Source organism: Gloeomargarita sp., assembly GCF_053491055.1.
Genome location: NZ_JBRCEP010000085.1, coordinates 1 through 10,854 on the forward strand (window position 1 = coordinate 1; position 10,854 = coordinate 10,854).

14 protein-coding genes are annotated in these 10,854 nt (G+C 55.0%); 4 read left to right on the forward strand and 10 right to left on the reverse strand.

All coding sequences use genetic code 11. The annotated features are described in order from the left end of the window. Positions 1-542: 542 nt before the first annotated feature. From ACWISF_RS09135 to ACWISF_RS09165, 7 genes are all read right to left on the reverse strand, one after another. Complete coding sequence (locus tag ACWISF_RS09135) at positions 543-1,082, reverse strand: universal stress protein (RefSeq protein ID WP_448381277.1); 540 nt, start codon at positions 1,080-1,082, stop codon at positions 543-545. Between the two features lie 545 nt (positions 1,083-1,627). Then, the gene (locus ACWISF_RS09140; RefSeq protein ID WP_448381278.1) at positions 1,628-2,329 is read right to left on the reverse strand and encodes a pentapeptide repeat-containing protein; all 702 of its coding nucleotides are present in this window, start codon (positions 2,327-2,329) and stop codon (positions 1,628-1,630) included. Beyond that, complete coding sequence (gene purQ, locus ACWISF_RS09145) at positions 2,326-3,018, reverse strand: phosphoribosylformylglycinamidine synthase subunit PurQ (protein ID WP_448381279.1); 693 nt, start codon at positions 3,016-3,018, stop codon at positions 2,326-2,328. Before purQ ends, ACWISF_RS09140 begins: the two co-directional genes overlap by 4 nt. Continuing rightward, a complete protein-coding gene (gene purS, locus ACWISF_RS09150; RefSeq protein WP_448381280.1) occupies positions 3,015-3,272 on the reverse strand; it encodes a phosphoribosylformylglycinamidine synthase subunit PurS in 258 nt (85 codons plus the stop codon). The genes purQ and purS overlap by 4 nt, the downstream gene beginning before the upstream one ends. Next, positions 3,269-3,484: a hypothetical protein gene (locus ACWISF_RS09155; RefSeq protein WP_448381290.1), complete on the reverse strand. Its 216-nt coding sequence runs from the start codon at positions 3,482-3,484 to the stop codon at positions 3,269-3,271. The genes purS and ACWISF_RS09155 overlap by 4 nt, the downstream gene beginning before the upstream one ends. A gap of 105 nt (positions 3,485-3,589) precedes the next feature. After that, positions 3,590-4,135 (reverse strand): hypothetical protein, encoded by a 546-nt coding sequence (locus tag ACWISF_RS09160; protein ID WP_448381281.1) that lies wholly within the window; start codon positions 4,133-4,135, stop codon positions 3,590-3,592. Positions 4,136-4,336: 201 nt separating this feature from the next. Next, a complete protein-coding gene (locus ACWISF_RS09165; protein ID WP_448381282.1) occupies positions 4,337-4,588 on the reverse strand; it encodes a hypothetical protein in 252 nt (83 codons plus the stop codon). A 385-nt stretch (positions 4,589-4,973) separates the two neighbouring features. Here ACWISF_RS09165 and ACWISF_RS09170 point away from each other — a divergent pair, with 385 nt between their 5' ends. Beyond that, positions 4,974-5,228, forward strand: coding sequence for a phycobilisome linker polypeptide (locus tag ACWISF_RS09170; protein WP_448381283.1), 255 nt, complete (start codon positions 4,974-4,976; stop codon positions 5,226-5,228). After that, entirely contained in the window at positions 5,225-5,992 is a 768-nt protein-coding gene (locus ACWISF_RS09175) for a HEAT repeat domain-containing protein (protein ID WP_448381284.1), read from the forward strand. Before ACWISF_RS09170 ends, ACWISF_RS09175 begins: the two co-directional genes overlap by 4 nt. Positions 5,993-6,028: 36 nt before the next feature. Here ACWISF_RS09175 and ACWISF_RS09180 read toward each other — a convergent pair whose 3' ends face one another. Beyond that, positions 6,029-6,622 (reverse strand): thioredoxin family protein, encoded by a 594-nt coding sequence (locus tag ACWISF_RS09180; protein WP_448381285.1) that lies wholly within the window; start codon positions 6,620-6,622, stop codon positions 6,029-6,031. A 36-nt stretch (positions 6,623-6,658) separates the two neighbouring features. Further along, positions 6,659-7,552, reverse strand: a complete 894-nt coding sequence (gene glyQ / locus ACWISF_RS09185; RefSeq protein WP_448381286.1) for a glycine--tRNA ligase subunit alpha — start codon at positions 7,550-7,552, stop codon at positions 6,659-6,661. 59 nt (positions 7,553-7,611) lie between these two features. Between glyQ and ACWISF_RS09190 the strand changes: the two genes are divergently transcribed. Then, positions 7,612-8,931, forward strand: a complete 1,320-nt coding sequence (locus ACWISF_RS09190) for a four-carbon acid sugar kinase family protein (RefSeq protein ID WP_448381287.1) — start codon at positions 7,612-7,614, stop codon at positions 8,929-8,931. Here the strand turns inward: ACWISF_RS09190 and ACWISF_RS09195 are convergent. Further along, complete coding sequence (locus ACWISF_RS09195; protein ID WP_448381288.1) at positions 8,911-9,255, reverse strand: YbaB/EbfC family nucleoid-associated protein; 345 nt, start codon at positions 9,253-9,255, stop codon at positions 8,911-8,913. The genes ACWISF_RS09190 and ACWISF_RS09195 overlap by 21 nt on opposite strands. 110 nt (positions 9,256-9,365) lie before the next feature. Here ACWISF_RS09195 and secA point away from each other — a divergent pair. Next, positions 9,366-10,854 (forward strand): preprotein translocase subunit SecA (gene secA / locus ACWISF_RS09200; RefSeq protein ID WP_448381289.1); only part of this gene is annotated, 1,489 nt, incomplete at its 3' end.

The window sequence follows — 10,854 nt, forward strand, 5'->3', positions numbered from 1 at the left end:
CCGTTCTCAATGAAACTTATCACCTTCTTCCGTAAATCCAGACTGTAACACATTCTGATTCTCCTCCTTGATTCTCACCTTCCTCCCCATCTTACACCCTCCTCCCATAAAATGTTGCATTTTCAATAAAAATGACTATAAAAGAACAGGTCTTTGCTAACAGTATCAATAACGCAAGGCTTAACCCTCCAAAAAAGTAAGGGCAAAACACGTTGAGATGTTAGACATCCTCAAGGAATATTCGGATAAGTGTTTGTAGCAATATTTTTAGATCAACAGGTTGTGCTGATCTTATGTGAATAGAAAATATGGCTAGGTAGGCTAAGGTTGTCGCCTTAAGATTCATGGCTACGCCATTGTGGGGCTACGCCCAGCGACCCATAGCATGTCAACCTATGCTTAGCTATATTAAACACATAGCAAATAAAGTTGCCAAAGGAGCTTTCCTCCCTGCAGTACATGGCTTCCAGCCTTACCCAATGTGCGTCCATCTAAATTAAATTTTGGGCGTTGCTCACCAATTTCTAGAAAGCTAAAACCGTTTAACTTGTCGCGGCAGTTTCCTCAGATTTTTTCCCAGCTTTATCCCCTGGTTGGTGTTCTCGTTGCACCACTAATACGGAGCAAGGGGCATGGTGTAAAACGTAGTTGCTCACACTCCCTAAAAACAATTCGCTGAGCCCTTTGAGTCCCCGCCGTCCCATCACAATCAGATCGCTCTGCCAGTTTTTGGCCAGATCGCAAATGGCACGCCCCGTATCCCCCAAAGCTTGGGTAAATTCCGTAGGAATCCCCTGGGCGGTGGCAGTCTGGGTCAAACGCTGGAGCATCTCAAGGCCTTTTTGCTCAAAATTCTTCCACTGCTCCGCATAGGCACGCATCACTTCTTCATGCAAGCCTACATAGGCTCCTGAAGCCAGCGGTGTGATGAAAATCGAGTCGGGATAGGCCTCACTGATGGGAGAAAGAACATGAATCAACATCATTTGCGCTTGGTAGCGGGATGCCAAATCCAAAGCAGTTTGAAATGCTGATTTGCCAAGTTCAGTATCGTCCACCGCAACCAGAATTTTTTTATACATGACGGCTGATGCTCCCTCTGCTTTCCCGATGCTAGTTTATTTTAACAGCAGATTGAGTTTTCGAGCGAGTGGCGCGTTACTTTTCTCCCTCTGGAACGTAATTGCAACCAAGCAAACTCTTTTTCCAAGAGATTGAGTGGCCAAGAATCCGTGTCATCGGTCACCGTCAGCGATAGGAAATTTTTTGCGCCTTGCCGGTAACACCGTTCTGCTACGGAAACTATAGCTAGGTAGGTTAAGGTTGTCGCCTCAAGATTCACGGCTACGCCACGCTTCGCTATGAGAAACTAATGTGGGGTTACGCCCAGCGGCCTATGTCATATCAACCTTTGCCTGCTTAGCTATAACCCGCGTCCGCTCCTAGCCCTTGCCGCAGCGCATTCCAAACCGTCGCCTCCGCAGCTATTCCTGGCAAGCTGTCGTCCAAAGCGCCGTCGGGTTGAAAGTGCATGGGGGATCCCTCCTGTTTTTAACCCAGCGTACAACAAGAAACCTGAGCTCTTAGGGAAGGATCCAAGGCCCCTAACCAACGGGCAAAACGGGCGTTACCCCAATGCCACATCTGGCAAAGTAGCACCCGTTAATTCAGCGTCGGTTAGAATGGCGCGCTGCCAGTCCACATCCACCAGATACGCCTCTTGCAGGTTGGCCCCTTGCAACACCGCCCCATTCAAACTGGCGCCTTTGAGGTTTGCCCCCTGCAAGTTGGCTAAGCGTAAAATGGCCCGGGACAAGTCCGCCTCCCGAAAGTTGGCCTGCGCCAAATTGGCCTCCCGCAAAATCGCCCGGCATAAATCCGCCTGCCAAAAATTCGCCTCCCGACCATCGAGTCGGTGCAAGTAGGCACCGGTCAAATTCGCACTGGTCAAATCCGCCTGCACCAAAACTGCCCCGCTCATATCCGCCCGACTCAGGTTTGCCCCACTCATATCCGCCCGGGAACAGTCCGCCCCCGCCAAGATTGCACCTGAAAGTTTCCCTTGGGTCAAATTAGCCCCAACAAGCACACAATCGCTCAAGTCGGCTTCCCGCAAGATGGCCTGTTTCAATTTCGCCTGGGTGAGATTTGCCCCTGCCAAGTACGCCCCCGTGAGTTTGGCCCCGCTCAAATCCGCTCCGGCTAAATTGGCCTCGCTCAGGTTCACCCCGTTGAGCGCCGCTTTGTACAAATCCACCCCCTGCAAATCCCAACCGCTGAATTCCCGTTCGCCGGCTCGGTACCGTTCCAGCAATTCCTCTGCATTCATAGGCAGTCCTTGGGCATGGCAGTTTTAGCATACCACGCCACCAACCCCTGAAATAACCCCAAACCATCGGTGCCACCGAGGTCGGCATCGCTGGCCCGTTCTGGGTGGGGCATCATCCCCAAAACATTGCCCTGGCGATTGCAAATTCCGGCAATGTCTGCCAAAGAACCGTTGGGGTTGGGGGGGAGATAGCGAAAGACCACCTGCCGCTGCTGTTCCAACTCCCGCAGGACGTCTGGAGCGGCGTAATAACACCCCTCCCCGTGAGCAATGGGTAAACTGAGCGTTTGCCCCACCTGATACTGGCACGTCCAGGGTAAGTCGTTGCGTTCCACCCGCACCGGCACCGTATCGCAGATAAACCGTAAATCCCGATTGCGCATCAACGTCCCCGGCAGCAGCCCCACCTCGGTCAAAATCTGAAACCCGTTGCACACCCCCAGCACCCATTTCCCCTGCTGGGCATGACGCACCACCGCCTGCATCACCGGCGAAAACCGCGCCAAAACCCCACAGCGCAAATAATCCCCGTAGCTAAACCCCCCCGGCAGAATCACCAGGTCGAGGGCATCCACATCCGTCTCCTCATGCCAGATAAAACGGGTGGGCCACCCCAGCACCTGTTGGGTCACCCAGGCGATGTCCCGGTCACAGTTCGACCCCGGAAACACCACAATACCGCACTTCACGCCCCCGCCTCCAGCCGAAAGCGGTAGGTTTCCGTCACCGGATTGGTCAATACCTCCTGACACAGACGTTCCACCTGGGCGTGCGCCGTCGCTGCATCGGCAGCCGTGAGCGTCACTTCAATATATTTGCCGATCCGCACCTGCTGGACCCCCGCATACTGCTGTTGTTGCAACCCTCTGGTGACTGCCGCGCCCGCCGGGTCGAGGACAGAAGGCTTGAGGGTAATCTGAATTTCCGCGCGATAGGTGGTCATGGCAAACCAAAGACCTCCGCTTCCCGTCCCCGCCACCATTCCCCCAACTGCATCAAATCCTGATGGATGTCCTGCAACCGCTGCAGATACACCTCCGGCGGCAAATCCGGGCGTTCCTGCTGCAACTTCAGCAGCCGCAACTGCACCAACAACCAGGGCTGACTCAGACGACCGGTGACGGCCATGTACTGGGCTAGGGCTTCGGGAGACATCAGGCTACAGGCAAACGTCATTCCCATTGTACCTGCCCATCTCGCCCAAAAAACGACTCCCCGGTTGCCCAGGGAGTCCCACCTATCTGAACCGAAACCCTCCGTTTAGCCGGGGCAGACCGGCACATTATTGGCGTTCAACTGCACCTTGCCAGGGTCACCGTTGATTTGAATGGGCACTTCCTCCTTGCCCACCAGCCGGAACATCACGCCCCGCTGCCGCGAACAGCTACTGATCGTGCTTGCCCACCTTTTTAGCTGGTCGGTGAAATTCCTTTGATGCCCAGGCAGGTCATCCAGATTTTGCACCCCATCGCCCGTGTAATCCCGAAACGGCGGAATGCGAAACTTATCGCTCACCGGCGTCGCCGAGGTGCCTGTGGTCTTTTTAATCCCAATCCGAAACGGCTCCATGCTCCGCTCAATCGCCAGGGGATGTTCGTAATAAGAGGGCTTGGGAAACTGAATCGTGGTTTTGGGCTGATTCCACAAAAAAGGCTTGGTAAAAGGTGGCCAGGCTTCCGCCTTGGCAGCAGTCGTGGTCATCACCGGTGGCTCGTACAGTCTGGGCGCAGGCTGGGCACTGACCGGAGACATCACTGCCAACACAGTGCCCGCTACCGACAGAGAAATCATCATTTGGGGACGCATCGCCTTAACTCCTCAACAATTCAACAATTACCTAACTCACCACAAAAACTTGCAGCGGAGCCAGTCAAATTTTAGCAGGATTTTAGCAGGAACAACCCCCTACGCGGCTGTACCCTTCCCAACCTTAACCTGGGGATAACCCAGCGGCTGGGAATTGCTATTTTGAGTGTGGCCAATTGCGCCGAACAAGTCAAGGGGCGGTTAGAAGGCGCCACCAGTGCCGCTGATGCGGGCCGCCCATCTCTTCAACAGGTCGTTGTAGTTTTTTTGGTGGGCCGGCAGGTCATCCAAATTCTGCACGCCATCGCCTGTGTAGTCCCGAAAGGGCGGCACCCGAAACTGGTCTGTAATGGGGGTATTGCTGGTCGTTGCTCTGGCGGGGGTTTGGGCGTAGGCAGGTGCCATCTGGGCAGTCAGGCCCAAAGTCGGCAGCAACCACAGCAGCGGACGCATGTACAACTCCTCCAGGACAAAGACAGGGACATTGCGCCTATGCTACCACACCGGAAACGGGCGCCCATGGTTACAAATTATCAAATCCCGGAGCAGGGGGCTGGTGTCGGGGGGAGCCAGCAGACTGTGACATAGTCCCGTCTCTCGTCCTACGGACAGAGAGCGGACTTCACGCTTCAACGGGGAGCTTCCGCAAGAACCCTCTGCGTGCAGACACGGAGTGCCCTACCGCGTAGCCATACCAGATTCCGGCAACACCGTTTTGTATGGCCAAACCTATTCTACCACGTGGGGGTGGCTGTATCCCGGTACCGTGCGGGGCTTATCCACCCCCACACCCCCGCGAGCTAAAATTGGAACAGCAATTTATTCGGGAGCCGCATCGATGTTTTACGGGCCAGCAATTGCCGGAGCTTCTGATGTCACCGAAGCCAATCAGCGTTTGTTTCGCTATGAGGTGGTGGGGCTGCGCCAGAATGACCAGACCGACCGCCGCAATTTTCCCATCCGCAAAAGTGGCAGTGTGTTTCTTACCGTGCCCTACAACCGCATGAACGAAGAAATGCGCCGCATTACCCGTTTAGGGGGCAAAATTGTGCGGATTGAAGCGTTAGGGAGCGCCAACGGCCAGCCAGGGTGACGGTCGAGGAAGCGATTGCCCAACTGCAGTCCCCGGACGTGAGCCAGCGGTACTATGCCGCCTGGTGGCTGGGGCGGTTTCGCGTCAAAGAGGCAGTCCCAGCGTTAATCTTGGCCTTGCAGGATGAATCGGACCGCACGGCCTTGGGCGGCTACCCCCTGCGGCGAAATGCGGCGCGCGCCCTAGGGCAAATTGGGGACCCACAGGCAATTCCAGGGCTGCGGGCCTGTTTGCAGGTGGCGGATTTTCAGTTGCGGGGCGCGGCGGCGACGGCGTTGGGCCTGTTGGGCGCAGTGCAGGCCATCCCCGATTTGGTGGAATTGTTAACAGCTACAGGGGCGCCCTCGGCGTTGGGTACGGCAGAGTTGCCCCAACCCTACCCGGCGATTCTCCTGGCCTTGGGGCGCTTAAATGCCCAAGCAGCCATCCCCCATATGCAACCGTTTCTCACCCATCCACTGCCGCGGGTGCAGGGGGCAGCTCTATGTGCAATGTATTTACTGACGCAGGACAAGGGGTATATTGACCGTCTGCTGGAGCTGATCAACCGGGCAGACAGCCGTTTGCAGCGGGTGTTGTTGGGGGATTTGGGAGAAACGGGCTATCTGCCGGTGGCGGCAGCCATGGTGCAAACCCAGGCAGAACCCAGCTTTAAGCTCTTGGGGTTGCATCGGTTGCTCAGTCAATGGTTGAGCACCCAGTCCCAACCGCTCGATTGGCAGGCGGCAGGGGAGGTGTTCGCCCTGATGGATGGGTTGTTGTAGGGTTTGGTTCCCCAGGGGGGGGGAACGGTTGGGTGTCTAGGCGGTTTTGAAGTAGTCCGGCTCATTCCCCGGTTTCCATTTGATGTTGCAGCCGATACTGGCGCGTTGGTCAGGGGAAATGGGTTGACCGCTAAGCAGGGCATCAATGGCAGCGCGCAAATCCTTGCCTGTGACGGGAATGGGCGGGTCGCTCTTGGGGCGGCTGTCGTCAAATTGCCCCCGATAGACCAATTTGCGGTCCCGGTCAAACAGGTAAAAATCCGGGGTGCAGGCGGCTTGGTAGGCTTTGGCCACCGCTTGGGTTTCGTCGTAGCAAAAAGGAAAGGTAAATCCCAATTCTTTCGCCATTTCTTTGAGGGATTCTGGGCTATCTTCCGGGTATTTTTCCGCATCGTTGGCGCTAATGGCCACAATCCCCAAATCCTTGTCTTGATAATCCCGTCCCAGCTTTGCCAATTCATGTTGGATGTGTTTGACGTAGGGGCAATGGCGGCAAATAAACATCACCAACAACCCGGTTTTGCCCGCAAACGTATCCAAACTAATCATGTTGCCTGTGACCACATCCGGCAGGTGAAAGTCCGGGGCGGGCGTGCCCAAAGCAACCATCACCGAGGGGGTGCGTGCCATAGTGCCAACTCCTAAGACCCAATGCGTTTGTTTTTATTATGCCGGTTCGGGGGACGGGGCGCCAGAACGTTGCAAAGGGAATCCCAGGGCCTGCCGTTGTTGCACGTACAGTTGGGCGACCTGACGGGCCAGTTGCCGAATCCGGGCAATGTAACGGGTGCGTTCGGTGACGGCAATCACCCCGCGGGCTTCCAGCAAATTGAACGTGTGGGAGCACTTGAGCACGTAATCGAGGGTGGGGGTGACCAGTTTTTGGCCAAGGAGTTGTTGGGCCTCTTTTTCGTAAAGCGTAAATAATTGAAATAAAACATGGGGGTCGGCGGCTTGGAAATTGTAGGTGCATTGTTCGATCTCATTTTGCAGATAAATATCCCCGTAGGTCACCTGGTCATTCCAGCGAATATCGGTAATTTTATCCACATTTTGCAGATACATAGCAAGGCGTTCTAGCCCATAGGTAATTTCAATGGCGACCGGGTGGCAATCCAAACTGCCACACTGCTGAAAGTAGGTAAATTGGGTAATTTCCATGCCGTCTAACCAGACTTCCCAACCCACGCCCCAAGCCCCCAGGGTGGGGGATTCCCAGTTATCTTCCACAAAACGAATGTCGTGGGCTTCGGGGGGGATGCCCAGACAACGTAGGGATTCCAAATAAATTTCTTGGATGTTGGGCGGTGAGGGTTTGATCAGCACCTGATATTGAAAATAATGCTGGAGGCGGTTGGGGTTTTCTCCGTAGCGACCATCCCCCGGACGCCGACAGGGTTCCACGTAGGCTACGGCCCAAGGTTCGGGTCCCAAAGTGCGCAAAAAGGTGTGGGGACTCATGGTGCCTGCCCCTTTTTCCACATCGTAGGGCTGGACAATCAGACACCCCTGCGCCGCCCAAAACTGATGCAGCCTTGCCTGCAACTCCTGAAAATTCACCCGCTTACTCCGTAACCTGCTTGTGTCTATACTGAAGGGTTAATGGTGCTCCTGACAAGATGACCCGCCCGAAACTCGTGGTTTTGGATGACGACCCCACCGGTTCCCAGACGGTGCACAGTTGTTTGCTCCTGTTGCGCTGGGATGTGGCGACCTTGCGCATGGCTTTGGCCGACCCAGCGCCTCTGTTTTTCATCCTGGGAAACACCCGCGCCCGGACGCCGACGCAGGCTGCTCAAATTACCCAAGAAATTTGTCGGAATTTGCGGCAGGTGCTGGGGGATGAGTTACTAAAAAATCACCTGATCATCAGCCGTTCGGATTCGACCTTGCGCGGGCATTATCCGTTGGAAATTGAAGTGATCAATCAGGAATTGGGTGGGTTTGATGCCCATTTGCTCATTCCTGCGTTTATCGAAGGGGGCAGAATTACCCGGGACAGTGTGCATTATTTAATCGTGCAGGGAACGCCTGTACCGGTGGATCAAACGGAATTTGCCAAAGATTCCGTATTCGGCTATCGCTCGGCCTATCTACCTGCTTATGTGGAAGAAAAAACCGGCGGGCGGATCAAACGTCAAGAAGTGGTCCGGTTGACGTTAGATAAGATTCGTTCTGGCTGTGATGAATTATTGCTCAATCTGCGCCACAACGCCTGCGGGGTAGTCGATGCGGTGACCCAAGAAGATTTACATCTATTCGCCCAAGCCCTGTATCGCACCCATGCCCAGGGCAAACGGTTTTTGCTGCGTTCTGCCGCCGGCATCATCAGCGCCCTTGCCCAATTGCCTCCCCAACCCGTGGCTCCCGCATCCATGTCCAGCTATGTCCAAGGCAGCCTACCTGGGGTGGTGATTGTCGGTTCCCATGTGCAACTTTCCACCCGGCAAGTCCAGCATTTGTTGCAACAGGCGCAGGTGCGGGGAATTGAATTACAAATTACCCAATTGCTCCAGGGCAAAACGCCTGTGCAGGTGGTAGAAATGGCCGCCGAATTGGTTATTGCTACCCTCAACCAGGGCCTGCTTCCTGTCATCTACACGCCCCGCGAAGAATTGCAATTTCCCGATACCCAAACCCGTTTACATTTCGGGCGGCAGGTGGCGCAGGTGACATCTTTGTTGGTACGTCATTTGCCCGCGGACATCGGCTTTTTGGTGAGTAAAGGGGGGATTACGTCCAACGAAATTCTCAGTCACGGCTTGGATTTAACTGCCGTGCGCTTGCTTGGGCAAATTGCCCCTGGGGTAAATGTGATTCGTACGCCCGCTGACCACCCGCAATTCCCTAACCTACCTGTAGTGATCGTACCGGGCAATGTGGGGGATGAAGGCATTTTGACGACCATTGTGCAGCGGTTAAACCCCCGGCAAGCCTAGGCCACCGGTGAGTTCGTCCATTTTCTTTTTCATCGTGGCGGTGGACTCGTCGTAGGCCGCTTTGAGCGCTGTAAATACCCATTCCGACAGTTGCTCTGCCCCTTTTTCTAGGGCTGTGGGCGCAATTTCCACCCGCCGGGGTTCCTGGTTGCCGCTGAGGACCACCTTGACGGCCCCTTGGGCGGCTTCCCCGACGATTTCCATGCTGTCGAGTTCCTGTTGCATTTGGAGGGCGCCTTCTTGCACCTGCTGCGCTTTTTTGAGGGCATCGGCAAATTCCTTCATCTTGCCCAGCCCGAACCCAAACCCTTTCCCCTGAGTCATGCGTCCCAATGCCTCCACATCAAGCGATGTTTTCAGCCTACCACAGCCGTTTGCTCTCTGGGCCGATCCGCCAATGCTAGGATAAATAATGCCTGTGACCATAGACGCCCATGCTCAAATTCCTGCTTGGCGACCCTAACCAGCGCCGCATCAACCAGTACAAGCCGTTGGTCGTAGAAATCAACCTGTTGGAAGCAGAGATGCAACGGCTTTCCGATGAGGAATTGCGGGGCAAAACAGCGGAATTTCGCCAGCGCTTAGAGCGAGGCGAAACCCTAGAGGATTTGTTGCCGGAAGCCTTTGCCGCGGTGCGGGAAGCGGGCAAACGGGTGCTGGGCTTGCGCCATTTTGACGTGCAGTTGTTGGGGGGGATGGTGCTCCATGAGGGGCAAATTGCGGAGATGAAAACCGGGGAAGGGAAAACTCTGGTGGCCACCCTGCCTGCCTATTTGAATGCCCTGACGGGCAAAGGGGTTCACATTGTGACGGTCAACGATTACCTGGCCCGCCGGGACGCGGAATGGATGGGGCAATTGCATCGGTTTATGGGGCTGAGTGTGGGGTTAATTCAGCAGGGGATGGATGCCAGCGAGCGACGCAAAAACTACGCCTGCGACATTACCTACGCCACCAACAGCGAATTGGGGTTTGACTACCTGCGCGACAACATGGCCACGAGTATCGAAGATGTGGTGCAGCGGCCTTTTCACTACTGCATCATTGACGAGGTGGATTCAATTTTGATCGACGAGGCCCGCACGCCTTTGATTATTTCTGGTCAGGTGAGTGACCCGGAAGAACGGGAAAAGAAATATATTACTGCTGCGCAAGTGGCGGCCCAACTGCAGCGGGATGAGCATTACGAGGTGGATGAAAAAAACCGCAATATCCTGCTTTCGGATGAGGGGTTCATTGCCGCCGAAAAACTCCTGGGGGTTACAGATTTATACGACCCGGAGAACCCCTGGGCGCACTACATTTTTAACGCCATCAAAGCCAAGGAATTATTCATCAAAGATGTGAACTATATTGTCCGCAATAACGAAGTGGTGATTGTGGATGAATTTACCGGGCGGGTGATGCCGGGGCGGCGCTGGAGTGATGGGTTGCACCAGGCGATTGAAGCCAAAGAAGGGGTGCCGATTGAGCCAGAAACCCAGACGCTGGCGACGATTACCTATCAGAATTTGTTTTTGCTGTACCCGAAATTGGCGGGGATGACCGGGACGGCGAAAACGGAGGAGGCGGAGTTTAGCAAAATCTACAACCTGGAGGTGACGGTGATCCCGACCAACCGCCCCAACATTCGTAAGGATTTGCCGGATGTGGTGTACAAAACAGAGCGCGCCAAGTGGCTGGCGGTGGCGGAAGAATGTGCAAAATTGCACGCAATTGGTCGTCCGGTGTTGGTGGGGACAACGAGTGTGGAAAAATCGGAGCTGTTGTCTGCCCTATTGCAAGAGCGGGGGATTCCCCACAATTTGCTCAATGCCAAGCCGGAGAATGTGGAGCGGGAAGCAGAAATTATTGCGCAGGCGGGGCGCAAAGGGGCGGTGACGATTGCCACGAATATGGCGGGGCGGGGGACGGATATTATTC

Coding starts and splice junctions, on each gene's coding strand:
- ACWISF_RS09135 (WP_448381277.1), bottom strand. CDS start 1,082: ATGTATAAAAAAATTCTGGTTGCGGTGGACGATACTGAACTTGGCAAA.
- ACWISF_RS09140 (WP_448381278.1), bottom strand. CDS start 2,329: ATGAATGCAGAGGAATTGCTGGAACGGTACCGAGCCGGCGAACGGGAA.
- purS (WP_448381280.1), bottom strand. CDS start 3,272: ATGACCACCTATCGCGCGGAAATTCAGATTACCCTCAAGCCTTCTGTC.
- ACWISF_RS09155 (WP_448381290.1), bottom strand. CDS start 3,484: ATGTCTCCCGAAGCCCTAGCCCAGTACATGGCCGTCACCGGTCGTCTG.
- ACWISF_RS09160 (WP_448381281.1), bottom strand. CDS start 4,135: ATGCGTCCCCAAATGATGATTTCTCTGTCGGTAGCGGGCACTGTGTTG.
- ACWISF_RS09165 (WP_448381282.1), bottom strand. CDS start 4,588: ATGCGTCCGCTGCTGTGGTTGCTGCCGACTTTGGGCCTGACTGCCCAG.
- ACWISF_RS09170 (WP_448381283.1), top strand. CDS start 4,974: ATGTTTTACGGGCCAGCAATTGCCGGAGCTTCTGATGTCACCGAAGCC.
- ACWISF_RS09180 (WP_448381285.1), bottom strand. CDS start 6,622: ATGGCACGCACCCCCTCGGTGATGGTTGCTTTGGGCACGCCCGCCCCG.
- ACWISF_RS09190 (WP_448381287.1), top strand. CDS start 7,612: ATGACCCGCCCGAAACTCGTGGTTTTGGATGACGACCCCACCGGTTCC.
- ACWISF_RS09195 (WP_448381288.1), bottom strand. CDS start 9,255: ATGACTCAGGGGAAAGGGTTTGGGTTCGGGCTGGGCAAGATGAAGGAA.